Here is a 22,981-nt window from a genome sequence, read left to right as displayed (position 1 = left end):
GGTCCTTCAGAGGGGTTCAAGCAGCAGCCGGATGAGCAGGGCCACAACCCACCCTCGGTGCCGAATTCAGTGGCGTGATTCAGTGATGTGCGGAGATGTGGACGCTGCCATCGTCGCGGGGGTGGACGGCGACCGGCAGGATCTCCGGCAGCAGCGCCAGCGCGGTGGCGGCATGGTCGCCATCAAACACGCCCGAAACCTGCAGCGTGGCCAGACCGGGTTCGTCCAGTACGATCACGCCGCGGTGATAGCGCTGCAGGCTGCGTACCACTTCGCCCAGCGGGGTCTGCGCGAACTGCAGTCGGCCCTGGGTCCATTCCCCGCTGCCAGTGGCGATCGGCTGCGGCAGCTGGACCGGCCCTGTGCCTGCCAGCAGCTGCTGGCCAGGCTGCAGGTGCTGCTCGCCATCACGGCCAGCCACGCGCACACCGACCTTGCCGCGCCACAGGCGGACTTCACTGCGGTCACCGCGTCGATCCACATCGAACACCGTGCCGTAGTTGCGCACCTGCACCGGGCCGGCATCGACCTGGAACCGGCGCCAGCGCGAGGGCGCAACGTCGAAGCGGGCGCGTCCGGAGACCAGCACCATGCGGCGCGAACGCAGATGGCTGCGCACCTGCAGATGGCTGTCTGCATCCAGCTGGATACGGCTGCCATCGGCCAGCAGCACGCTGCGACGCTCACCGATGGCCGTCTGGTAATCGCTCTGTTGCCAGCCGGGATCGACAGCGTAAAGCCCGCCCAATCCAGCCACCAACAGCAGGCCGAGCAAGGCGCCGCCGATCCGCCGGCTGCGATGAGGCCGATACAGCTGCGCCGGATCGGGCACCGGAAACAGTGCCTTGAGAGTGTCCCGATGTTGATCCAGCACACGATCAGGCGAAGGTGCGCCGGTCTTGTCCGGGCGTGGGGGGCGCGGGCGGCGTGGTGCTGTCACGTCAGTGCCCGCACATCCAGCGCCTGCCGGCAATCGACCATCGCCAACCGCAGATGCCGCTCGACCGCCTTCAGGCCGATGCCCATGCGGCGGGCAACCGCAGCCTGCGGCACGTCATGGATCTTGTGCAGGATGAACACCTGGCGGCGTCGACAGGGCATCGCACGGATGACGTCGACAAGCCGTGCCAGTTCCTGCGCGGCAACGGCCTGTCTGGCCGGGCCGGCACCTTCGCAGGCGGCATCGGGCAGTTCGGCACGGGGTTCCACCCACTGGCGGCGCAGGTCTTCAGCACGGCAACGATCAATCGCGGCGTCATGCGCCATACGCCGCAGCAGCGCCATCGGCTGCCGCACATCTGCCGGGGAGGGGCGTTCCAGCAGGCGTACGCAGACGTCGTGCACCACCTCGCGGGCCAGTCCGGGCGAGGCGAAGCGACGGCGCAGGTAATCCACCAGATCCTCGTAGTGGCGCACCAGCGAGGACACCAGCGGCAGCGCAGGTGGTGGGGAGGGCGGGGGCGTGGACATCCGGGGGAGGCAGTGCAGGCGGGAAGGGTGAGCCACACAAGGCCAGCCCTGCGCGGTGCCACGATAGTAATGGGAACTGTTCGCATTTGCTATCATGGTGCCCGGTGAGGGGATTGTTCGCGGCCCCCGGAAAGTGAATCCACGATCACCCTCTGCAGCGCACACTCGGCCGCAGATAGGCTGCAGGGCAGCCATCGGGGAGAGTGACCATGCACGTGCTTCTGGTGATCGTCGGCGGGTTCCTGTTGCTGGGCGTCTTCGCCCTGTTCGGCAAGCTCTGGAGCACAAGCAGCCCGCAGCTGCCAACGGCGCTGTTGGCCTTCATCGGCACCTGGCTGCTGGTGTCGGTGGCCAACATGTGGGTGGGGGTCAGCCGGGCGGGCTATACCGTGCGCGAGGAATTGCCGATCCTGCTGCTGGTGTTTGCCGTTCCGGCGTTGGTAGCCGGTGTCATTTTCTGGCGGTTGGGCCGCTGAACCGAGGATCCGCGATGCCGGCAACGCCCCGTCTTCCTGCCCTGCGTCGTCGCGACGGCCATCATGCACGGGTGACCTACGAAGAACTGTTCTTCGACCTGGTCTATGTGTTCGCGGTCACCCAGCTCAGCCACCACCTGCTGCACCACCTGGGTCTGATGGGCGTGTTGCAGACGCTGGTGCTGTGGTTTGCGGTCTGGCTTGGCTGGCAGTACGCGTGTTGGGTCAGCAACTGGTTCGACCCGGAGGCGCCGCGTATACGTGGTCTGTTGTTCGTCACGATGCTGCTGGCGTTGCTGATGTCTTCGTCCATCCCCGAAGCCTTTGCCGGACGCGCATGGATATTCGCTGGCGCGTACGCCACGATGCAGGTGGGCCGGACGCTGTTTGTGCTGCTGGAAGTAGGGCGCGCGCACCCGCTGGCCGCCAATTTCAGGCGCATGCTGGCCTGGGTCTGCGTTTCGGCCTGCTTCTGGCTGGCCGGTGCAGCGGTCGAGGGCAATGCGCGGCTTGCATTGTGGGCGCTGGCTGTTGCCTGTGAATACATCTCGCCGATGTTCGGCTTCGCGTTTCCTGGTCTCGGCCGCTCGCGTACCCGCGAGTGGACCATCGAAGGCGGGCATCTGGCCGAGCGCTGCCAGCTGTTCGTGATCGTCGCACTGGGTGAGACGCTGCTGGCAACCGGTGGCGTGCTGAGCGAGGTGGAGCACTGGAGTGGAGAGGTGGTTTCGGCGGTGCTGGCGACCTTCGCCGGTACGATCGCGATGTGGTGGCTGTACTTCGGCATCTCCAGCCGGGACGCCACCGACACCATCACCCGTTCCGACGACCCCGGTCGCATCGGCGCCTATTTCCACTACGTGCACGCGCTGCTGATCGCCGGCATCATCGCCACCGCCGTTGGCAACGACCTGGTGATGGACGAACCGGAGGCGACGGTGACCCTGCCGTATGCCGCGATGCTGGCAGCGGGGCCGTTGATCTACCTGCTGGGCAGCGCACTGTACAAGCGGGCGGTCTACGGCTGCGTGCCGCGCTCGCACCTGGTGGGGGCAGGGGCTCTGGTCGTCCTCGGCTTCGTGCTGCCATGGATGCACCTGCTGGCCGCTGGGTGGCTGACCAGCATCGTGCTGCTGGCGGTAGGGCTGGCCGATACACGGTTGAAGCGAAGCATTGCAGCGCCGCGGAGTTAGGGGGGCCGGCAGACCTGACCTCAGTCCAGCTCCGCAGCCATCGCCGCCAATCGAGTCACGGTATTGATGTTGCGGCCGGTTCCGTTTGCTGCGAAGGGGATGCGCAGGCGCGAACCGGCCATGCCATCGCCGTAGTGGATGAACAGCTCGCGCTGGCCAAGAGTGAGCTGTTCTTCGCCAATACCCGTCACGCCGTGCAGCGGATCCTTGGGCAGCGCCGCATCGATGAACAGGGCGACGACACGGTTGCCGGCGGCGTCCTTGAACGGGTTGCGGGCGACCACTTCGGCCATCTCAGCAGCGGTACGCACCAGCACGCCGACCGGCTTGCCCGCATAAGCATGCAGGCTTTTCGCCAAACTGCCGCGCACACCCGCCTCGTCGAGCGGACTGCTGAACACGGCATTGCCGCTGGCGATATAGGTGCGGACGTCCCGGAATCCGGCGTTCTCGCACATCCGCACCAGCTCGGTCATCGGTAGCTTGCCGGTGCCGCCGACATTGACCGCGCGCAGCAGGGCCACGTAGGCGGTCATGGCGCAGCGGCCTGCAGCCGGTCGTACATGCGCACCAGATCGACCAGCGTGCGTGCTTCCATCTTGCGCATGACCTGCGCGCGACGCACCTTCACGGTGATCTCGCTGACACCCAGGTCGGCGGCGATCTGCTTGTTCAGGCGTCCGCGCACCACGCCGGCAACCACCTCGCGCTCGCCGGCGTTCAAGGTGCTCCAGCGCAGCTGCAACGCACCCAGCGCGTCACCGTCGCGGCGCCGCTGGCGATCGATCTCGATGCCCCTGTGGATCGCGTCCAGCAGTTCCTGGTCGCGGAACGGCTTGGTCAGAAATTCGATGGCGCCGTCCTTGATCGCATTGACGCCCATGGCGATGTCGCCGTGGCCGGTGATGAACACCACCGGCAGGTGCAGATCGTGGCTGGCCATGTTGCGATGGAAATCCAGTCCGCTCTGCCCAGGCATGCGCACGTCCAGCACCAGGCAAGACGGAGCGTCGTCCCGCGGGTGGGCAAGAAATTCCCCGGTGGAGGCGAAGGCCCGCACCTGCAGGCCCATCGATGCCAGCAGGTCCTCCAGCGCGGCGCGAACCGAGGCGTCGTCGTCGATCACATAGACGATCGGTGCCGGTTCCATAGGTGCTGTGGTGGGTTTACGCATGCGCAGCCTCCGTGGCCGTGGGCAGCTCGAAGATGAAGCAGGCGCCGCCACCGGGCGGTCGTTCGGCGCGGATATGGCCGCCGTTGGCTTCGATCATCGAGCGGCTCAGGCTGAGGCCCAGGCCGAGGCCGTTCGCCTTGGTGGTCCAGAATGCATCGAACACGCGGTCAGTCTGCTCAGCGGGCAGCCCGACGCCGCGATCGCGCACGCTCAGGCTGACGTGGCCGCGACCATCGTACGCCGTCAGCAGGGACAGCCTGCGCTCGCTTACGGGCGTGTCCGACATCGCATCGACGGCGTTGAGGATGAGGTTGCCGATCACCTGCTGCACCTGTACGCGATCGGCATGGGCAGGGGGGAGTTCATTGCCCAGCACCAGCGCCACGGTCACACCATGCTGTTCCAGTTCGCTGCGCGAGAGTGCCAGCATTTCCTCCACGGCCAGGTTGAGGTCGAAGGCCTGGCGCTCTGGCGCGGCGCCTTGGGTCAGGCCGCGGATTCGGGCGATCACGTCACTGGCGCGATGGGCATCGGCGACGATGCGGGCGATGGTCTGGCGCGCCTTGTCCAGGTTTGGCGGCTCCTGGGCCAACCAGCGCTGGCTGGCTTCGGCGCTGCTGGCGATGGCCGCCAGCGGCTGGTTCACTTCATGTGCGATGGAGGTGGTCAGCTCGCCGACGGTGGAGGCGCGGGCCACCCGCAGCAGGCGCGCCTGTGCATCCTGCACCGCGGCCTTGGCCGCTTCCATCTTCAATGCCAGGTAGGTGGTGATGCCGATCACCAGCATGCCGATCGCTGAATTGACCAGGCCGATGCGGTAGGTGCCGAAGCGGGTCAGGAAGAAGCTGAGGCCGGTCAACCCGATGCAGACTGCCGCAAGCGCGATGAGGCCGCGGGCGGGCAGCCGCCGCGACGCTGCGAGGATGACGGCAGCGTAGAAGCAGGCAGCAGCAACGGCGTAGTCGGTAACCGTATCGACCAGGAAGATGGCCGCCATCACGATGATCAGGGCCAGCACGACCAGGGGGCGGCGGGGCGACAGCGATGGCATCGGGACGGCTCCCTGGCGTGGGTGGAAAGGATAGCAAAGCGCTGTTCAGTAGATGCCGACCTTGGTCGGCATGCGCCAGAGAGATGCAGGGTAGTGCCGGCCGCTGGCCGGCATCTGCAGGGTGTTCCCGCAGTTCATGAGGTTGCCGGCCAGCGGCCGGCACTACCCCGGCGTTGGACGCGCTGTTCCTCCAGGCTGGCCGTCCAGCACCAGCGCTATGCACGGTAGTGCCGGCCGCTGGCCGGCACCTGCAGGATCGTTCCGGAGTTCATGAGGTTGCCGGCCAGCAGCCGGCACTACCGGGCGTCATTCCTCCAGGCTGGCGTTCCAGAATCCCTGCAGCACGCCCGGCGTGGCGGCCAGCGTTGCCAGCACTGCATCCAGTTCAGCGCCATCGACCGTGGTGGCGTACAGCACCGCTTCGATCTCGACATCGCGCTCGCCGAACGGCCGCTGGTCGACCGCGCGTACCGGGTACTGCGCCTGCTCCAGCAACAGCAGCAGCCGGTCCAGCACCTCGGCCTGCTGCTCACGCTGGCAGACCACGTTGATGGCATAGGTGGCCTCGCTGAACGCTTCCGGCAGCGGCTGCCGCTGGATGCGGTTCACCACCGGCCGCAGCAGGGTATTGGCAGCCAGCACGAACACCGCAGCCAGTACCGCTTCAGGCAGCAGCTTGATGCCGGCGCAGGCGCCGACCGCCGCCGAGCCCCACAGCGTGGCGGCGGTGTTCAGGCCCGACACCTGGGCGCCATCCTTCATGATCGCGCCGGCACCGAGGAAGCCGACGCCGGAGATCACGTAGGCCACCACATGCAGTGGCGACGGCGGCCCGCCGTACAGGTCGTGGAAGCGCACGGCCAGGTCGACGAACACCGCTGCACCCACCGCTACCAGCGTATTGGTGCGCAGGCCGGCGGTGCGCTGGCGGAACTGCCGCTCCAGGCCGATCAGCGCGCCCAGCACGAAGGCGACGGACAGGCTGATCAGCGAGCTGAGGGTGGCGCCCGCGTTGAACGGGGGCAGGTGGGGGTTGAAGTCCATGAGGGTTCTCCCTGCGCCGATGCGCTTACTGCCAGCCGTAGCGACGGATGTAGAGCTTCTTCAGCGCGGTGGTCAGCACCGCATAGCCGAACAGGATCGCCACCAGGAACGGCCAGTAACCGGCCGGCAGTGCCTGCAGCTTGAAGTAGCCGGCCAACGGGCTCATCGGCAGGATCACGCCGATGGCCATGATCGCCCCGGTCATCAGCAGCAGCGGCGGCGCGGCGATGCTCTGCAGGAACGGTACCTTGGGCGTGCGGATCATGTGCACGATAAGCGTCTGGGTCAGCAGCCCGACCACGAACCAACCCGACTGGAACAGGCTCTGGTCGGCCGGCGTGCGTGCATCGAACACGTACCACATCAGGGCGAAGCAGCTGAGGTCGAAGATCGAGCTGATCGGGCCGAAGAACACCATGAAGCGGCCGATGTCCGCCGGGTTCCACTTCAGCGGCCTGCGCACCAGCTCCTCATCCACGTTGTCAAACGGAATGGCGATCTGCGAGATGTCATACAGCAGGTTCTGCACCAGCAGCTGCAGCGGCAACATCGGCAGGAAGGGCAGGAACGCCGAGGCCACCAGCACCGAGAACACGTTGCCGAAATTGGAACTGGCGGTCATGCGGATGTACTTGAGCATGTTGCTGAAGGTGCGCCGCCCCTGGATGACACCTTCCTCCAGCACCATCAGGTTCTTTTCCAGCAGGATGATGTCGGCGGCCTCCTTGGCGATGTCCACCGCACTGTCCACGCTGATGCCGATATCGGCGGCGCGCAGTGCGGGAGCATCGTTGATGCCATCGCCGAGAAAGCCGACCACCTTGCCCTGCGCGCGCAGCTCGCGCACCAGCCGTTCCTTGTGCAGGGGCGTGAGGCGGGCGAACACGCGATGCTCCTGCAGTGCACGCGCCACGGCAGCGTCGTCCATGCGCTCGATCTGCGGGCCGGTCACGATCGTGTCGGCGTCCAGGCCGACCTGGGCGCAGATCCGGGCGGTGACCAGTTCGTTGTCGCCGGTGAACACCTTCACTTCGACACCATGCGCGGCCAGCGCCTGCAGTGCGTGAGCAGCGGATTCCTTCGGCGGATCGAGGAAGGCCACATAACCCACCAGGGTCAGATCCCGCTCGTCGGCCTGCGAGTAGACCGTCTGGCTGGCGGAGGTCTCCTTCATCGCCACCGCCACCACGCGCAGGCCCTGTTCGTTCAGTTCCTCGGTGGTCTGCCGCACCCGGGCCAGGCGCTGCTCATCCAGCGGCATATCCTTGCCGTTCTCGCGCACGGTGCTGCACACCGCCAGCATTTCCTCCACCGCGCCCTTGCAGATCAATTCGTGATGGTCCTCGCGCTCGGATACCACCACCGACATGCGGCGGCGCTCGAAGTCGAACGGGATCTCATCGACCTTCCGGTAGTCCTGTGACAGGCGCAGCGAGCTCTGCAGCTCCACATGCTCCAGCACCGCACGATCCAGCAGGTTGATCAGGCCGGTCTGGAAGTGGCTGTTGAGGTAGGCGAAGGTCAGCACATCCTCCGAATCCTGCCCGAACACATCGGTGTGCCGCTCCAGTGCGATCTTGTCCTGGGTGAGGGTGCCGGTCTTGTCGGTGCACAGCACTTCCATCGCACCGAAGTTCTGGATCGCATCCAGGCGCTTGACGATCACCTTGCGCCGCGACAGCAGCACCGCGCCCTTGGCCAGGGTGGAGGTGACGATCATCGGCAACATTTCCGGGGTCAGGCCGACCGCCACCGACAGCGCGAACAGGAACGCTTCTGTCCAGTCGCCCTTGGTCCAGCCATTGACCAGCAGCACGAACGGCACCATCACCAGGGCAAAGCGGATCAGCAGCCAGCTGACACTGTTGACCCCGGCCTGGAACGCCGTCGGCGCGCGATCGCTGGCACTGCTGCGCTGGGCGAGGGTGCCGAAGTAGCTGGTGTTGCCGGTGGCCAGTACCAGCGCTGTTGCCGTCCCGGACACCACATTGGTCCCCATGAACAACAGGTTGGCCTGTTCCATCAGGCCGGCGTCGACGTTGCCCGGCTGCACGAACTTCTCCACCGGCAGCGATTCGCCGGTCATCGCCGCCTGTGCGACAAACAGATCCTTGGCGGCGAGCACGCGGCAGTCGGCCGGGATCATGTCGCCGGCCGACAGCACGATATGGTCACCCGGTACCAGGTCGCGGATCGGCAGATCCAGCAGCCGTGCCGGCCGCCGGCTGTGCAGCTGTGCGCCGAAATACTGATCGGCCACTTCTGCCGCCTCGGTGCCCGCAGCGCGGCGCAGCACGCGGGCGGTGTTGCCTACCAGCGCCTTCAGCCGTTCGGCGGCGCGGTTGGAGCGCCCTTCCTGCACGAAGCGGATCAGGGTGGACAGCACCACCATCGCACCGATCACCACCGTCGCCTTGGCGTCTTCGGTCAGCCAGGACACGGCCGCCAGCACCGTCAGCAGCAGGTTGAACGGGTTGCGATAGCACTGCCACAGATGGCGCCACCACGGCAGTGGCTTCTCGTGATCGACCTCGTTGGGGCCGAAGCGCAGCAGGCGCTCTTCGGCCTCGTGCGGGCTGAGACCATCGACATGTGACTGCAGGGTGGCCAGCGCATCGGCTTCGCTGCCCTGTGCAAGCGCTAGCAGTCCAGCAGTGAGCGCGGTGGGCGCGGCCTGCGTGCTGCCACGGCCGTACCCGGCTTCGGGCATCGCGCGACGACCGAACAGGTTGCCCGCGCGACGGCTGCGCAGGAAGGCGTTGAACCAGGCGTTGAGCAGGCTCATGGGAAGGTCCTCTTGGAGCGGCGCCGGGCGCAGCCGGCGCGTGGAGCGGAAGGGGTGGTATCAGGCGTGGCGCATGGCCAGCACCGACGGCGACCAGGGCTGCATGCGCAAGCGTTGGCTGCCGCCGATGCACAGCGGCTTCATCGCATCGCGCAGCGGGTAGGGCAGGTGGCGCAGCACGTTGATGCGCTCACTGATCGGCAGCAGCGACAGTGCGTCGGCCACCACCCGTGGCGAGCCGAGGGCCAGCGAACGGGCGAACAGGACAGGGCCGTGCTGCAGCAGCAGGCTGCGCAGGGCGGAAACATCGCGCTCGCCGATCAGGCGGCGCACGGTGATGTAGAGAATCTTGTAGGACATGGGATTCCTCCGGGCAGGCGCTGCCCTGGGCTCCCATCCCTTACACGGACAGGAACCGGCCGTCAGTCGCCAGCAGTGAACAAGTAGGCAGGCAGGGGCGCGCGTTGCGCCCGGCAGGGTCGGGATCCATCTGCGTCTCCGCGTGGGGCGGCCAGTCGCTGGCCAGTGGCGCTATTGTCCGCGCTCGTATTCAGCAGGCCTAGAGGCCCGTGGGTTAGCCCGGCTATACCTTGGTATAGAAAAAGAGGCCGTTGGCCCCTTTTGTTCAGCTGCGGTCCGCGAAAGCGTCGGTGGCCCGCACCAGGGCATCGGTCGTGGCCGCTTCGTTGGCACTGTGGCCGGCGATGACCATCTCCAGCCGGGCTTCCGGCCACGCCTGCGCCAGGTCCCAGGCACTGCGCGGCGGACAGATGATGTCGTAGCGCCCCTGCACGATGACCCCCGGCAGATGGCGGATGCGATCGATATCGCGCAGCAGCTGGCCTTGATCGAGGAAGCTGTTGTGACAGAAGTAGTGGGCCTCGATGCGTGCCTTGGCCAGTGTATCGAGCGGATCGGTAGCGGACACCGCGTCGACGTCGTGCAGCAGCGTGGCGGCATTGTCTTCCCACCCCAGCCACGCCTGTGCCGCGGCGATGCGGATGGCTTCGTCGGCGTGGTCCAGGCGCTTCCAGTACGCGTCGAGCATGTTGCCGCGCTCGCTTTCCGGAATGTGCGCCTGGTAGCGATCCCAGCGCTCCGGGAAGATCCAGCGCGCACCGCCGTTGAGCTCGGCGAACCAGCGGTTCTCTTCCTCGCGCCCCAGGAACACGCCGCGCACGATCAGCCCGGTGGCGCGGTCGGGATGCGCCTGTGCATAGGCCAGCGACAGGGTCGAACCCCAGGAGCCGCCGTACACCAGCCAGCGCTCGATGCCCAGGTGTTGGCGGACCTTCTCGATGTCGGCCACCAGATGCTGCGTGGTGTTGTCGCGCAGCTCGCCGAAGGGCGTGGAGCGGCCGCTGCCGCGCTGATCGATCAGCACGATGCGGTAGCGCCTGGGGTCGAAGAAGCGGCGATGGGTGGGCGAGATGCCAGCGCCCGGGCCGCCGTGCAGGTACACCACCGGAATGCCATCGGGCGTGCCGCACTCTTCGATATGGAGGGTGTGCAGTGCATTCACGGGCAGCGTGTGCTCGCGGTACGGGGAAATCGGCGGGTACAGCGTGCGCATGGCGGTGCCTCACAAGCAGGGAGTACAAGGATAGCGGGGCACATCGACCAGCGTCATCCGCCCCAGGTTCAAGTATTCTTTGCGTTCAAGGGGTAATTCCGTCGATGCCCGGCGATATCGACCCTGCAGGACGCAGAGAATGAATGGCATGAACGCGCAGGACGTCGCTGCACGATACCCCCCGGCGCGCAGCGCCCTCGGCGGCGGCGCCCGCGAGCTGCTGAAGTGGCTCGCGCTGCTGTCGATGACCGGCGATCATGTCGCCAAAGTGGTTTTCGGCGGCTATGTACCGGTGGTCAGCGAGCTAGGGCGCATCGCCTTCCCGCTGTTCGCACTGGTGATGGCCTGCAACCTGGCACAGCCAGGGGCGGATCTGGGCAAGTCGATACGCCGGCTCGGGATGTGGGGGCTGGTCGCGCAACCCTTCCATGTGCTGGCCTTCGGCTACTGGCTGCCGTTGAACATCCTGTTGACGTTCTGCCTGGCCGCTGTGGCCGTGCATGCGCTGGCCAACAACCGGCAGCTGTTGCTGTTGGTAGCGGGAGGCCTGCTGCCGTTCTTCGTCGACTATCAATGGGCCGGGGTCGCATTCGTGATGCTGGGCTGGATCGCCTTCCGCCATCGGGCGTACTGGCTGCTGGCCTTCGGATTCGGTGGGCTGTGCTGGGTCAATGGCAATGGATGGGCATTGCTGGCCATCCCGCTGGCGCTGGCGGCCGCGCGCGTGCAGTGGCGGCTGCCACGATGGCGCTGGGCGTTCTACGTCTACTACGTGGCGCACCTGGCGGTGCTGGCCGCCTATGCGCACTGGCTGCGCTGACGCAGGGCACTCATCGCGGCGGCGAACTGCTCCCGGCTACGTCGCTGGAGTACTGCAGAACCTTGTCTTCGCGCTGCAGCGCAATGACATCCACCGGCTGTCCTCGCAACACCGCGCGCAGGCAGCGGATCGCCTCGGCGGAGTAGCCCAGCTCTGCAGGTGGCAACGACAATGCAACGCGGCCATCGCTGTGCTGATGCACCACGTATCGTGACAACGGCAGCGCAGCCAGTGCATGTGTCAGGTCGATGTTGTTGATCCACTGCTGGTCGGCGGTCAGATAGCGTACCGGACGTCGCCCCTGCAGGCCGACGATCATCGGCGTATCGCCGGCCATGGCCAGCGCACCGCGGTCGCCGGTGCGGTAGCGCAGCAGCGGCAGGCAGAAGTTGAATCCGCCGCTGAGCGTGATCTCACCGGTCTCCCCGGGCGGCAACGGCGCCCCGTCAGCACCGAGAATTTCCACATACATGCGCGGCTGCAGCAGTACGTGGCCGCCGGCAGCATCGTCATACACGGCCAGCGGGCCCGCTTCGTTCATCGAATACAGATCGAGCACCGCGCAGCCAAAGCGCGCGGCCAGGGCCTGGCGCAGGCCCGGAGACAGCGCCATCGATACCGACAGCAGCGCCTGCGGCCGGTGTCGTACGGGCAATTCCAGCAGCGCTGCGAAGGAAATCGGATCGCCGGCGATCACTTCCGGCTGCATCTGGTCGATGTAGCGTGCGCGGTCCTCAGGATGGCGCCAGTCATCGGGATGCAGGTTGATCTTGGCCAGGCCGGATTCGTCCATCGTCGGTGTCACCGAAACATAGGTGAAGCACCGCTGCTGCATGCCCAGCAACATCACCCCCATCTGGCCGCGGCCGTGCGCCAGGGTGATGCCGAAGCGCTGCAGGGCACGCTTGTGATGGGCCAGATAGCGTGCCGCCACCACCGGATGCGATGGCAGTACCAGTGGATGGCCGGTGGTGCCGGTGGTGCGGAAATTGATCATCCGCTCCAGCGGTACCGGGTCCGGCACGAAACGGGCGATGTCCGCTGCGAGGTCGCCGCGGTGGACCGGTGCAATGTCGGTGAAGGCAGCTGGCATCGCCTGCGCGCGGTAATACGGCACCTGCGCGAATACCTCGGTCACATGCGCCTGCAGCCACGGTGGTGGTTGATCTGGCGTCCACTCGAAGCGCGCGCAGGCGATCTCCCGTTCGTAGCCACGCAATGCCGTCACCTCATCGGCACGCAGGCGGTTGCCGCTGGCATTGCGGAAGATCGGCGCCGCCGGGTGCTCGCGCATCTGCTGCAGCATCGCCTGGCCCGCCGTGCTCAGCGTGGGATAGCGATCGGCATCGGTCGGCTCGCGGCTCACTCGCGGGTCCACTTGTCCGCAGACTCTTCCGCCGCCTTGCGCGCCAAGGCCTCGCGGATCGCACGCGCGCGCTCTTCAGTGGCGCGGCTGGCATCGAGCAGACGCTGCCGTTCCACGCCGCTGACCCGGGCCAGGCGATCGGCCGCCTGGGCCGCCGTTTCACCCTGCGGCAGCAGGCCCAGCCGGGCCACCACGGTGCGCACCAGTTCTTCGCGGCGCTCCGGATCGAACACGAACCGCTCTGCGCTGGTACTGGTCGCCAGCGCCGGCACTGCTTCGGCGAACAGAGGCATCCACGCCTCGGGAGCAATATCCAGTTCATTCCAGTACGCATCTGCCATCAGCCATGCGGTCACTGCTGACAGCGAGAGCTGGTTTCCATCCACGCCGGCCAGATCACCCGACAGCGTTGCCCGCAGTGCAGGGGGCAGGTGCAGCGAGCGTGCGGCAAACACATCGCCCACCACCGCCGCGACGTGCAGCCGGCCGTTGCCGGCGCGGCGCGGTGGCTCGAGGAAATCGGGCGGCATGTCCAGCAGGCGCCGCAGCAGAACATCAAGGGAGGGGCCGGAGAGCATGGTCAGGTTCCAGACTTGGCAAATACCTGGGTGGAAGGGCAATCGTCACAGGTGCTGCGGGCGCAGCGCGGTCCACGATCATCGCTGCACCCGCATGCCGGCAGGGCCGTAGTGCTGCTGGCTGAAGGCGCGCGCGAACTGCAGCAGGTCGGCCATGTCACGCACCACATGGATGTTCCATCCCGCGTCGCGTGCGCGCAGCAGATCGCCGGTCCATCCCGCGTTGCCGGCATCGGCGATGCGGGACGGCAGCGGACTGTACAGGTTCAGTGCCATGGTGCCGCCACCGCCGGCCACACGCAGCGCTTTGGCGGCCACGTCCCAGCCGCTGTTGCCGCGCTCATCCTTATCGAACATCGTGGTGATGCCGTCGTCGGAGATGTGCAGGATATGCACCGCCCGTGCATGCGGCGGACGCTCGGCGTAGGTGTCACGCAACCGGTGGATCGGAAACGCGGTGGCGCCACCGAAATAGCCGGTAAGCACCTTGAGGATGTCGTCTTCCGAACGCACGAAGCCGTCGGTGTGCAGGTGCTGCCCGGTGCCGCTCCACAGCGTGGCCTGTACGCGTGCACCCACGCGCAGCGCCGACAGCGCGATGATGGCGCCGGCCAGCGTCAGGAACGAGGTCCATGCCTGCGGGTTGGGCATCGAACCGGAACTGTCCACGTACAGATCCAGGTCCACCGGTTCGGCAGCGGGTTCACGGCCGGGTGCCAGCCCGTGCACACGCTGTACCGTCGTCAGCCCGGGAATCACATGGGGTGACTGCAGCACCGATTGCAGCCAGTCCACTGCGTCCAGTGCATCGCCGGCTTCCCAGGGCTGCAGCCCCTCCGGCAGCGGCTCCAGGGCCTGCGGCTGTGGCCGCGACGGATAGCGGATCAGGTGTGGCAGCGCGCGCTCGCGGTAGTAGCGCACGGCGATCTGATGGTCATCCAGGTCCAGGCCGGCCGCGCGCAGGATCTGCCCGTACTCGAACGGCTCGCGCATCTGTCCTGGCGGGTGCGCGGGGTCCCCGGCAACTGCTTCGGCAGGGAGATCGCTCTTCTGCTGTGCACCGCCGTCGCGCTCATCGCCGGTGATGCGTGGGTCGGATGCGGGGTGCGGCGCCGGCGCCAGCTCGTCGTCCTCCAGCTGCCCCAGGCCGACCGGTTGGCTTCCCTGGCCGGCGTGCCGGGTATCCATCAGGGCATCCACCCGCGCATCCTGCTGTGATTCCAGCAGCCAAGGCAGCAGCAGCGTGGCGAAGCGGCCAGCGCCGCTCATCCAGTCGCTGGCGTAGACGCGCACGACGCGTGCGCCGAGCCAGGCATCGCCCTGCAATGCGCTATCGTCGGTCGAGCCGCCCAGCGTGCCGCGCGGCTGCTGCCACAGTTCCTCGTAGATGCCCATGTACAGCTGCCAGACCGGCGAGCTGGCCTGCGCCGGTTGTCCGGCCAGGCTTCGATAGATCGCATCCATGCGCAGCCCGCTCTGGCGCTGCAGGCGATCGTTGATGAGCAGGTCGGTGTAAAGATTGGCGACCATCGGTGCATGCGCTTCCAGCGTCGGCAGCGCACGGCGGATGCGCGCCAGCAGTCGTGCATGGTCGCTGGCGGTGGCAGGCGCCAGCACGTGGTGGCCGATCTCGTGGGCGAGGATCTCCAGCGCGTAGGGTTGCAGCTGCAGGCGCTGTACTTCTTCCAGGTCGATGACGATGCGCTGGTCGGCGAGGCGGATGGCCGCGAAGCTGCCGGTCAGGCCCTCGGCGGCCGCCTGCATGCGCGAATGGCACAACTTCGGGTCCTGCAGCCGGGTGAAACGGCTCCATGTGGCCAGTGCCTGTGGCCAGGCCTCGCGCCAGGGCTGCAGCGGATCAGCGACCGTGGCACTCATTGGGGTGGCAACACATGCACATGGTGCGACCACGGCGAGAACAGGGCGATGCCCGACGCGCCGGAGACCGCACACAGGTTGTCCTTGGACAACGCCGGCGCCATCCACTGCACGCCCAAGCGGGCGGTCACATCCGGTGCCGGTCCGCTGCTGCTGCCCGCTGCGTACTCGGCGGCGCTGGCAGGAAGCAGGACGGCACCGAAGGCATCGGCGAGCAGCAGGAAGTACCCGCCAGCGCTTTCGACCACGAAGCCCTCGGCCGCTGCACGGACCTGTGGCGGTGCCGGAAACGCGCCGTCCAGGCCGCTGAAGCTGCCGACACGATGCCCGCGCAGGTCGACGCTGCCCTGCCGCGGATTCCACCAGCGGTCCTGCTCAAGCTGGACCCGGACCGAGGCCAGATCACCCGCATCGATGCCCAGCACGGCGGCGACCGTATTCGCGGGCAGGGCATCGATACGGGCAAGGGCAGGGCGGCGCAGCTGCACCATCCCCGCCTGCCAGGCACAGAGCGCCCCGATGTCGCGCAGTTCCGGCAAGGATGTGCACACGCCTGCATGCGCAGCCATCGCATCGATCCACTGCGCGACGCGAACGTCCGGACTGGCGCCCAGCCGCACCACCGCATTGCTGATGGTGCCCAGGGTCTCGCGCGGAGCGTGGGCCAGCAACGGGGCAAGGGCCGGGGCCAGCGAGCGCCAGGCCTGCTCGACCCACGGGAGACGCGCCTTCGGGCCGGCATGGCCTTGCGCCACCAGCTCCAGACCGATCTCGAAGGCGGCCTCGCACATGCTCTGCGTTGCCGACGGGTGGTGGCGCTGGACGGCCTGGCAGAGGGGGTCGATGGTCTGGGTGACGAACGCGCTGAAGGCGGCCATGTCCAGGCCGGGCCAGCGGTGGCGGGCATCGGCCACGGCCTGGTTCAGCACGGAACGGCGCGCGGCCAGCAGCTCGGCGAGAACGGCGGAAACCACGATCAGCGTGCCCGCAGCCAATGCAGGTAGTTGGTGTAGCGCTGGTGCAGGTACTTCAGCTTCAGCAGGTCGTCGTACAGATGGCCGTACAGCTTGCGTCCCTTCACCCGTTCCTCCACCAGACGCTCGATGCGGGTCAGGCGCTTGCGCGTTTCCGTCTCGGTCATCCCATCCAGGCCCCGCTGGAACTGTGCCGACAGCTCGCCCACCGGATCGTCGCGATCCAGATCCAGCCGGTCATATTCGGCATTGGAGGCATCGAGCAGCCAGCGCAGCCAGCTGAGCCGATCGCTGCGATAGGGCGCATTCTCCGGCAGGGCGAAGAAGGGAGCATCAAGGTCCGGTTGCAGCTTGTCGTTCAGCACGAAGGGCAGTACCTGGCGCACATCCTCCAGGGCAACGGCAGGGCTGCCGCGGAAGTACGCCATGGCCTTGGCGAACATCAGCAGGGTCATCAGGTTGCGCACCGACAGGCCGTTGCGGGTCTGGCAACCCAGGTCCTTCATGCGATCGCGGCCGCTGTCGGCGGCCGTTGCCTGCGCCCATTCGGTGCCGGCCAGGCGCACGGTGTCCTTGGTCAGGTACTCGAACTGGGCGCCAGCGGTTTCCATCAGCTCGAACTGGCTGCTGAAGAATTCGATGCGGCGGCGCACGTCCTGCGGTACCTCGACCGCGCGGATCTCCTGCAGCAGCTGGTCGCCCTCGGCCTCGCTGAAGATGATGTCACGCGGCACGACTTCTTCCGGGCGGATGTCCTGCTCGATGCGCAGCAGCATCTCTTCCAGGAACCGCGGGTTGAATGCCAGTGCCTGCACCACCACGTCGATGCGATCGCGCAGGGCTTCGATCACCTGATAGGTGCCGCCGCCGCGATCATCATTGGCGGTCAGGTACCACGCCGATTCCGGGCATTCGTAGACGTGGTTGAGGATCTCGGCGTAGTTGTCGCCCATCACCGTCAGCAGGGCGCTCTGGGTGCGGGTGGGAATGCGGTTGTATTCGTCGATGATCTTCACCCGCATGCCCAACCACGACCGCCAGGCAATGCGGATGTCCGCCATGTCCTGCGCGGCCACCAGGTCGGCGGGCAGGGGGTTGCCGAGCAGATCGGCGATGGTCATCTGCGGGTGCCCGTGCTGCATCGCCCGGCGCACCTCGCGGACCGGATAGCCGGCCAGGACGCCCATCAGGATCGCGCTGGCGGTCTTGCCGCGCCCTGGCCCACCCACGAACAGGCACTTGCGGCGGGTGGCGAAGGTCAGCAGCGGCAGCAGCACGTAACTGGAATAGCTCTGCGCCGATGGCAGGGTCAGCGGCCGCCGTGTGTCACCCACCGCGAACGAGGCGGAGGGGCCTTCGTGGTACTCGATATCGTAGTGCGGGCTGATGATCGCGTTGTTGACGATCCAGAAGTAGGCCTGGCGCAGCTTCTCGTCCAGCCGCAGCGGGGCGGCGGCTGCATCGTCCTGCAGGCGCACCGGCCCTTCGTACAGCTCGGCCACATCGAACGTGCGCGGCGCAGTGTCGGTGCGCGGGTTGGTCGGCGCCTGCGACAGGCGCTGGAACAGGTTGAACGGTGGCACGCGATTCCCTTGGCTGTAGCCTGCTGGGGAGATTGTAAGCGGCGGGCCAGCACATCCGGTGCGCAGCGAGCGCTGGCGGTGCGGCCAGTCGCGGATCCCGAGACGCCGCTTCTAGGAATTTCCCTACGCAGTTTCGTGGACGTTTCCGATGGTTACCTGGGTGTTCGAGGCCTAGACTGAGGCGATAGCGACACTATTGGATGGCGTGGTCTGCTGGGGAAGGCAGGCGCGCGCGATACATCCCCAGCCGGGAGCTGTTCGAGTGCACATGAAAGGATTCCTGCCGGGCGCTCTCGCCTGCGCCCTGTTGGCTGCGGCCGGTGCCGCAGGCGCGCAGGCGCTGGGCGCCGCCGCCAGAGCGAGCGCCGATGGATGGATCGGGCGCGAGGCATCGCAGCTGTTGATGCAGCTGCGCGTGGATGGCGGCCGGGTGCAGATCGAGGAAGACGATGCAACGCTGGAAACACGCTACACCTGGCGCACGGTCGTACCGGCCTACACCGAGCAGGTGAAGGTGGGCGGTGGCGAGTTCCTGTACATGGAACCGACCGGTACCAGCGGCGAGCGTCCGGTGTTCGCACCGATCATCGTCGAGGACGTGCACCATGCCGAGCAACACCGCTGCGACATCACCTACATCGCCGACCGTGATGGCGTGGTACGGCGCTGGCAGCACCGCGGGCCCCACTGCGATACCGATATCGTCGGCCCGGACGCGCGTCGCCCAGGCAGGTCAACCCCGACCGTTTCCCGCAACCAAGGACACTGACATGAGACAGCACACCCCCTTCCGTGTTGCCGGACTGCTGGTCATGGCGATCGGCGCATCACTGTTGATGCCGACGGCCTGGGCCAAGCCTCGGCATGGCGTGGTCGAAGACATGCAGCCGATCGAGAATCGAGGCGAGGATACCTCCGAGCGCACCAAGCGCGGCCGCAGCATCGGCGAGCGGCTGGGCAAGATCGGGGGTGTTCTGGCAGGGGTCGGCCTCAGCAGTGCCGGGCAGACCGAAGCAGGCTATGTGGTCACCAATGTCGCCGCCAACAGTGGTGACAAGATCGGTGGCTCCATCGGCGAGAAGATCGCCGGCGAAGGCCCGACCACCCGCTACATGGTGAAGGTGCGCCTGGACGAGGGTCGCGTGCTGTCAACCACGCAGTTGCGTGAACAGGTCGCAGGCCTGCAGGTCGGCAGCCGGGTCATCGTCGACGGCACCGGTGACGATGCCCGCATCGTGGCCGAGTAAGGCCAGGCGCGCCTTGCGCGGATGACGTCCTGCAGCGGGGCGGCCGGCAGTCCTACAATCGGCCCATGCCGACCTCGCCGACCCTCGATGATCTGCGCCGCTACGCCGTAGCACGCACGCTGTTCACGCCTACCACGTTGCTGACAGCGATCCGTCGGCTGGGCTTCGTGCAGGCCGACCCCATCCGTGCGCCCGCACGTGCCCAGGACCTGACCCTGCGGCACCGGGTGAAGGGCTACCGGGCCGGGGACCTGGAGCGCCGCTACAGCCGACTGCCGATCGAGGAAGACTTCCTCGTCAACTACGGCTTCCTGCCGCGCGAACACCTGTCCCTGATGCATCCCCGGGTGTCCCGCAGGCCATGGGACGCGAGCACGCGGCGCAAGGCGGCCGACGTGCTGGCGTTCGTGCAGGAGCGGGGTGCGGTGCATCCGCGCGAAGTCGACCAGGCGTTCGCGCATGGCCGGGTGACCAACTACTGGGGTGGCACCAGCAATGCCAGTACCCACCTGCTGGACGGCATGCACTATCGCGGCATGCTGCGCATCCATCGTCGTGACAGCGGTACCCGCATCTATGCCGTTGCGGCACATGCCCCGGCCGATGGCGGCAAGGCTGCACGCCTGCAGCGTGCTACCGCACTGATCGATCTGGTGGTGCGCAAGTACGCGCCGTTGCCTTCGGCGAGCCTCACCTATCTGGCGCGATTGCTGGGCTACGGCGCACCGCATCTGGCGGAAGAGATCCAGCAGGCATTGCGGTTGGCGCGCGAGCAGCTGGCGGGCTGCAGCATCGATGGAGCCACCTGGTACTGGCCGGCCGACGAGAACCCCCGTTCGCGGCGCTACCAGGCCGATGAACAGGTGCGGCTGCTTGCACCATTCGATCCCGTGGCCTGGGATCGGCGACGGTTCGAACTGCTCTGGGGCTGGGTGTACCGGTTCGAGGCCTACACCCCGGCGGCCAAGCGTCGCTTCGGCTACTACGCGCTGCCGCTGTTGTGGCGCGACCAGGTGATCGGCTGGGCCAATGTCGCGGCGAAGGATGGGCAGCTGCAGCCCAGCTTCGGTTATGTCGATGGCAGCGCACCAAGGGACGTGGCATTCAGCAATGCGCTGGAGGACGAGCTGGAGCGGATGGCGAACTTCCTGCCAGGGACGGGCCCGGCAACGCCGTGAACCTGCGTGCGGCGTCCTCCACGCTGCCTGCATGCCTCCCTGCCAATACTGCAGGCCCGCCGCTCGGGTACTTCCGCAATGGCTCGCCGCAAGACACTGCGCATTGCCACGTTCAACGTCAATGGCATCGGCACGCGCTTGCCGCATCTGCTGTCCTGGTTGCAGCGTGAAGCGCCCGACGTGGTGGCACTGCAGGAGCTGAAGGCGGTCGATGCCGCCTTTCCGGTCGACGCGCTGGAGCGGGCAGGGTATGGCGCACTGTGGCTGGGCGAGGCGCGCTGGAACGGGGTGGCGATACTGGCCCGCGATGCCATGCCGATCGAAAGCCGGCGTCGCCTGCCCGGCGAACCGGCCGATACGCAGAGCCGGTACCTGGAAGCTGCCGTGCATGGCGTTGTGGTTGCGGCGCTGTACCTGCCCAACGGTAATCCGCAGCCGGGGCCGAAGTTCGACTACAAGCTGCGATGGATGCAGCGGCTGATCCGCCATGCACGCACCCTGGTCGATCTTCCGCACCCGGCGTTGCTGCTGGGGGATTTCAATGTCATTCCAGACGACGAGGATGTGTACGACCCGGCCTCGTGGCGGCGCGATGCGCTCATGCAGCCGGAGGTCCGCGATGCCTTCCAGCAGTTGCTGGCGCAGGGGTGGACCGACGCCCTGCGCACGGTGCATGGTGACCAGCGCATCTACACCTTCTGGGACTATTTCCGCCAGCACGCCGAACGCGATCGCGGCCTGCGCATCGATCATCTTCTGCTGAACCCGGTACTGGCCAAAGGGCTTGAGGATGCGGGTGTCGATCGTTGGGTGCGGCTGCAGGAGAAGGCCAGCGATCATGCGCCTACGTGGGTCACCGTTACCCGCTAGTCGGCACTCCCCTGCGGACGCATCTCGCGACGTACCCTGGCCCGCGTGCGATACAGCCGGCTGTCGGCCTTGTGGATGGTGTCGGCCACGGGTTCGCCGGGGACGTTGACGGCGGCGCCCATCGAGAACGCGGTGGGAGCACGCGCGGCGTTGCCCGCATACCAGGCTTCCAGCGCAGCCAGCCGCCCGGCCGCCGGTTCGATCAGCGCCACCAGGAACTCGTCGCCGCCCAACCGCACTGCCGCCTCATTGGCCTGCAGCGGCGCGCGCAGGAAGTCGGCGAACTCGACCAGCACCGTGTCGCCACGACGGTGCCCCAGGGTGTCGTTGACCTGTTTGAAGTGATCCAGGTCGAACACCAGGCAGGCCCACGACCGTGAGGCGACGTCGTCGAGCCGATGCAGGTACCGGCGGTTGTGGCACTGGGTCAGCGGATCCTTCAGCGACAGTTCGCGCAAGCGCTCTTCCTGCAGGCGCAGCGCGGTCACGTCCTGGGCGTGGCCGAGCACGAACGGCGGATGGGTCTCGGTGTCCAGTACGTTGTTGTAGGCCCAGTAGCGGCGGGTGCCGTCGGCGGCGAGCAGTTCGATCACGCCTGCGTCGGTATGGTTGGCTTCGATGCGCCGCAGGTAGGCCTTGAAGGCCTCGCGCTTTTCCGGCGGCATCAGGTCGCACAGGCTGCGGCCAACCATCTCGCTTTCCGGGTAGCCCAGCGACTGCACGGCTGCCGGATTCACCGATGTCACGGTGCCGTCCAGCATGTGCGTGCAGATCAGGCCCAGGCTGTAGTGGAAGAGACGGCGATAACGCACTTCGCTGGCTTCCAGCGCGTCCACCACCGCGCGTTCTTCGGTGATGTCCTGGATGGCACCGACCAGCCGTGGCAGGCCCTCCACCTGTTGGCGGGTGCCCACCACGCGGGTCCAGATGCTGCGGCCATCGGCGGTTGTCATCGGCAGCTGCACTTCCCAGGGCGTGCCCTGTTCGGTGCAGCGCTGCACCGCGGCCTGGATGATGCTGCGGCTGTCCGGACGATAGAACGACAAGGCCGATTCGAATGTCGGCTGGTAGCTGGAACGCACGCCGTGGATCTGCTTGGTCTCGCGCGTCCAGCGCACTTCGCGGGTGGCCAGCTCCAGCTCCCAGCCGCCGACCTTGGCCGCGGTGTTGGTACGCTCCAGGAAGTCCTCGCTGCGCTTGAGATCGCGATGCAGCGCCTGTGCCTGGTCGATCTGCCGCAACAGCGCACTGCGCTGCTCCAGCACCTGGGTCGTGACCCGGCCAAGATGGACCATCAGCTCACGTTGCGACGGTGACAGCACGCCAGGCAAGGTGTCGAGCAGGCACAGCGTGCCGATGCGCGCGCCATGGGCAGTGGCCAGAGGGATACCGGCATAGTGGCGCACCCTGGGCCCGGCGGTGACCAGCGGGTTGTGGGCGAAGCGCGGATCCTGCCGCGCATCCGGAATCTCCAGCAGCGCGTCCTGTTCGATGGCGTAGGTACAGAACGAGATGGAGCGCGGCGTTTCGCTGACATCGCCCAGGCCGATGCTGGATTTGAACCATTGCCGTTGCTCGGCAACGATGGAGACCAGGCCGATGGGCATGCCGGTGGCGGCGCGCGCGGCGGCGACGATGGCATCGAATACCGGCTCGGGCGGCGTATCCAGCACGCCCAGCCGTTCGATTTCGCGAAGTCGGGTGGCCTCATCCATGGCTGT

The 22,981-nt window shown here is 67.0% G+C and carries 22 protein-coding genes; 7 read left to right on the top strand and 15 right to left on the bottom strand.

Features of this window, described 5'->3' with window-relative positions; all coding sequences use genetic code 11:
- Positions 1–79: 79 nt before the first annotated feature.
- A complete protein-coding gene (locus AC1DKR_RS01315) occupies positions 80–940 on the bottom strand; it encodes a FecR domain-containing protein (protein WP_033831203.1) in 861 nt (286 codons plus the stop codon).
- A complete protein-coding gene (locus tag AC1DKR_RS01310; RefSeq protein ID WP_478030565.1) occupies positions 937–1,470 on the bottom strand; it encodes a sigma-70 family RNA polymerase sigma factor in 534 nt (177 codons plus the stop codon). Before AC1DKR_RS01310 ends, AC1DKR_RS01315 begins: the two co-directional genes overlap by 4 nt.
- A 209-nt stretch (positions 1,471–1,679) precedes the next feature.
- Here AC1DKR_RS01310 and AC1DKR_RS01305 point away from each other — a divergent pair, with 209 nt between their 5' ends.
- Together AC1DKR_RS01305 and AC1DKR_RS01300 are read left to right on the top strand one after the other, a co-directional pair.
- Positions 1,680–1,946: a hypothetical protein gene (locus tag AC1DKR_RS01305; RefSeq protein WP_099784268.1), complete on the top strand. Its 267-nt coding sequence runs from the start codon at positions 1,680–1,682 to the stop codon at positions 1,944–1,946.
- Positions 1,947–1,960: 14 nt separating this feature from the next.
- The gene (locus AC1DKR_RS01300) at positions 1,961–3,139 is read left to right on the top strand and encodes a low temperature requirement protein A (RefSeq protein ID WP_478030562.1); all 1,179 of its coding nucleotides are present in this window, start codon (positions 1,961–1,963) and stop codon (positions 3,137–3,139) included.
- 20 nt (positions 3,140–3,159) lie between these two features.
- Here AC1DKR_RS01300 and AC1DKR_RS01295 read toward each other — a convergent pair whose 3' ends face one another.
- The 7 genes from AC1DKR_RS01295 to pip form a co-directional block, all read right to left on the bottom strand.
- Positions 3,160–3,675, bottom strand: coding sequence for a DUF1697 domain-containing protein (locus AC1DKR_RS01295; RefSeq protein WP_478030559.1), 516 nt, complete (start codon positions 3,673–3,675; stop codon positions 3,160–3,162).
- Positions 3,672–4,313 carry a response regulator transcription factor gene (locus tag AC1DKR_RS01290; protein WP_033831197.1) on the bottom strand — a complete coding sequence of 214 codons (642 nt, stop codon included), beginning with the start codon at positions 4,311–4,313 and terminating at the stop codon, positions 3,672–3,674. Before AC1DKR_RS01290 ends, AC1DKR_RS01295 begins: the two co-directional genes overlap by 4 nt.
- Positions 4,306–5,364, bottom strand: coding sequence for a sensor histidine kinase (locus AC1DKR_RS01285; protein WP_478030556.1), 1,059 nt, complete (start codon positions 5,362–5,364; stop codon positions 4,306–4,308). The genes AC1DKR_RS01290 and AC1DKR_RS01285 overlap by 8 nt, the downstream gene beginning before the upstream one ends.
- A 306-nt stretch (positions 5,365–5,670) precedes the next feature.
- A complete protein-coding gene (locus tag AC1DKR_RS01280; RefSeq protein ID WP_478030554.1) occupies positions 5,671–6,408 on the bottom strand; it encodes an MgtC/SapB family protein in 738 nt (245 codons plus the stop codon).
- 25 nt (positions 6,409–6,433) lie between these two features.
- A complete protein-coding gene (mgtA, locus tag AC1DKR_RS01275) occupies positions 6,434–9,193 on the bottom strand; it encodes a magnesium-translocating P-type ATPase (RefSeq protein WP_478030552.1) in 2,760 nt (919 codons plus the stop codon).
- Positions 9,194–9,253: 60 nt separating this feature from the next.
- The gene (locus AC1DKR_RS01270; protein ID WP_025874438.1) at positions 9,254–9,553 is read right to left on the bottom strand and encodes a hypothetical protein; all 300 of its coding nucleotides are present in this window, start codon (positions 9,551–9,553) and stop codon (positions 9,254–9,256) included.
- 265 nt (positions 9,554–9,818) lie between these two features.
- Positions 9,819–10,766, bottom strand: a complete 948-nt coding sequence (gene pip / locus AC1DKR_RS01265; RefSeq protein ID WP_478030550.1) for a prolyl aminopeptidase — start codon at positions 10,764–10,766, stop codon at positions 9,819–9,821.
- A 139-nt stretch (positions 10,767–10,905) separates the two neighbouring features.
- Between pip and AC1DKR_RS01260 the strand changes: the two genes are divergently transcribed.
- Positions 10,906–11,586, top strand: a complete 681-nt coding sequence (locus tag AC1DKR_RS01260; RefSeq protein WP_478030547.1) for a TraX family protein — start codon at positions 10,906–10,908, stop codon at positions 11,584–11,586.
- Positions 11,587–11,596: 10 nt separating this feature from the next.
- Here the strand turns inward: AC1DKR_RS01260 and AC1DKR_RS01255 are convergent, their stop codons facing one another.
- The 5 genes from AC1DKR_RS01255 to AC1DKR_RS01235 form a co-directional block, all read right to left on the bottom strand.
- The gene (locus AC1DKR_RS01255) at positions 11,597–12,952 is read right to left on the bottom strand and encodes an AMP-binding protein (protein ID WP_478030545.1); all 1,356 of its coding nucleotides are present in this window, start codon (positions 12,950–12,952) and stop codon (positions 11,597–11,599) included.
- A complete protein-coding gene (locus tag AC1DKR_RS01250) occupies positions 12,949–13,530 on the bottom strand; it encodes a hypothetical protein (protein WP_478030543.1) in 582 nt (193 codons plus the stop codon). The genes AC1DKR_RS01255 and AC1DKR_RS01250 overlap by 4 nt, the downstream gene beginning before the upstream one ends.
- Positions 13,531–13,608: 78 nt before the next feature.
- Positions 13,609–15,408, bottom strand: coding sequence for a hypothetical protein (locus AC1DKR_RS01245; protein ID WP_346601971.1), 1,800 nt, complete (start codon positions 15,406–15,408; stop codon positions 13,609–13,611).
- Positions 15,405–16,382: a hypothetical protein gene (locus tag AC1DKR_RS01240; protein WP_478030541.1), complete on the bottom strand. Its 978-nt coding sequence runs from the start codon at positions 16,380–16,382 to the stop codon at positions 15,405–15,407. The genes AC1DKR_RS01245 and AC1DKR_RS01240 overlap by 4 nt, the downstream gene beginning before the upstream one ends.
- Before the next feature lie 2 nt (positions 16,383–16,384).
- Positions 16,385–17,965, bottom strand: a complete 1,581-nt coding sequence (locus AC1DKR_RS01235; protein WP_312109781.1) for an AAA family ATPase — start codon at positions 17,963–17,965, stop codon at positions 16,385–16,387.
- 268 nt (positions 17,966–18,233) lie between these two features.
- Here AC1DKR_RS01235 and AC1DKR_RS01230 point away from each other — a divergent pair, with 268 nt between their 5' ends.
- The 4 genes from AC1DKR_RS01230 to xth all read left to right on the top strand — a co-directional run bounded on the left by AC1DKR_RS01230 (position 18,234) and on the right by xth (position 21,260).
- On the top strand, positions 18,234–18,734 hold the full coding sequence (locus tag AC1DKR_RS01230; RefSeq protein WP_478030538.1) for a hypothetical protein: 501 nt from the start codon (positions 18,234–18,236) through the stop codon (positions 18,732–18,734).
- 1 nt (position 18,735) lies between these two features.
- On the top strand, positions 18,736–19,212 hold the full coding sequence (locus tag AC1DKR_RS01225; RefSeq protein ID WP_478030536.1) for a hypothetical protein: 477 nt from the start codon (positions 18,736–18,738) through the stop codon (positions 19,210–19,212).
- 65 nt (positions 19,213–19,277) lie between these two features.
- Positions 19,278–20,390: a DNA glycosylase AlkZ-like family protein gene (locus AC1DKR_RS01220; RefSeq protein ID WP_346601973.1), complete on the top strand. Its 1,113-nt coding sequence runs from the start codon at positions 19,278–19,280 to the stop codon at positions 20,388–20,390.
- 78 nt (positions 20,391–20,468) lie between these two features.
- Positions 20,469–21,260: an exodeoxyribonuclease III gene (gene xth / locus AC1DKR_RS01215; RefSeq protein ID WP_313248334.1), complete on the top strand. Its 792-nt coding sequence runs from the start codon at positions 20,469–20,471 to the stop codon at positions 21,258–21,260.
- Here xth and AC1DKR_RS01210 read toward each other — a convergent pair.
- Positions 21,257–22,975, bottom strand: a complete 1,719-nt coding sequence (locus AC1DKR_RS01210; protein ID WP_313248336.1) for a sensor domain-containing diguanylate cyclase — start codon at positions 22,973–22,975, stop codon at positions 21,257–21,259. The two genes, xth and AC1DKR_RS01210, sit on opposite strands and share 4 nt — an antisense overlap.
- Positions 22,976–22,981 lie beyond the last annotated feature (6 nt).

The sequence above is a fragment of the Stenotrophomonas sp. 01N47 genome (genome assembly GCF_056399165.1).
The sequence above is the reverse complement of the archived record's forward strand: the minus strand, read 5'-3'. Positions and strand labels throughout refer to the sequence as shown.

Coding starts and splice junctions, on each gene's coding strand:
- AC1DKR_RS01310 (WP_478030565.1), bottom strand. CDS start 1,470: ATGTCCACGCCCCCGCCCTCCCCACCACCTGCGCTGCCGCTGGTGTCC.
- AC1DKR_RS01305 (WP_099784268.1), top strand. CDS start 1,680: ATGCACGTGCTTCTGGTGATCGTCGGCGGGTTCCTGTTGCTGGGCGTC.
- AC1DKR_RS01300 (WP_478030562.1), top strand. CDS start 1,961: ATGCCGGCAACGCCCCGTCTTCCTGCCCTGCGTCGTCGCGACGGCCAT.
- AC1DKR_RS01295 (WP_478030559.1), bottom strand. CDS start 3,675: ATGACCGCCTACGTGGCCCTGCTGCGCGCGGTCAATGTCGGCGGCACC.
- AC1DKR_RS01290 (WP_033831197.1), bottom strand. CDS start 4,313: ATGCGTAAACCCACCACAGCACCTATGGAACCGGCACCGATCGTCTAT.
- AC1DKR_RS01285 (WP_478030556.1), bottom strand. CDS start 5,364: ATGCCATCGCTGTCGCCCCGCCGCCCCCTGGTCGTGCTGGCCCTGATC.
- AC1DKR_RS01280 (WP_478030554.1), bottom strand. CDS start 6,408: ATGGACTTCAACCCCCACCTGCCCCCGTTCAACGCGGGCGCCACCCTC.
- mgtA (WP_478030552.1), bottom strand. CDS start 9,193: ATGAGCCTGCTCAACGCCTGGTTCAACGCCTTCCTGCGCAGCCGTCGC.
- AC1DKR_RS01270 (WP_025874438.1), bottom strand. CDS start 9,553: ATGTCCTACAAGATTCTCTACATCACCGTGCGCCGCCTGATCGGCGAG.
- pip (WP_478030550.1), bottom strand. CDS start 10,766: ATGCGCACGCTGTACCCGCCGATTTCCCCGTACCGCGAGCACACGCTG.
- AC1DKR_RS01260 (WP_478030547.1), top strand. CDS start 10,906: ATGAATGGCATGAACGCGCAGGACGTCGCTGCACGATACCCCCCGGCG.
- AC1DKR_RS01250 (WP_478030543.1), bottom strand. CDS start 13,530: ATGCTCTCCGGCCCCTCCCTTGATGTTCTGCTGCGGCGCCTGCTGGAC.
- AC1DKR_RS01245 (WP_346601971.1), bottom strand. CDS start 15,408: ATGAGTGCCACGGTCGCTGATCCGCTGCAGCCCTGGCGCGAGGCCTGG.
- AC1DKR_RS01230 (WP_478030538.1), top strand. CDS start 18,234: ATGAAAGGATTCCTGCCGGGCGCTCTCGCCTGCGCCCTGTTGGCTGCG.
- AC1DKR_RS01225 (WP_478030536.1), top strand. CDS start 18,736: ATGAGACAGCACACCCCCTTCCGTGTTGCCGGACTGCTGGTCATGGCG.
- AC1DKR_RS01220 (WP_346601973.1), top strand. CDS start 19,278: ATGCCGACCTCGCCGACCCTCGATGATCTGCGCCGCTACGCCGTAGCA.
- xth (WP_313248334.1), top strand. CDS start 20,469: ATGGCTCGCCGCAAGACACTGCGCATTGCCACGTTCAACGTCAATGGC.
- AC1DKR_RS01210 (WP_313248336.1), bottom strand. CDS start 22,975: ATGGATGAGGCCACCCGACTTCGCGAAATCGAACGGCTGGGCGTGCTG.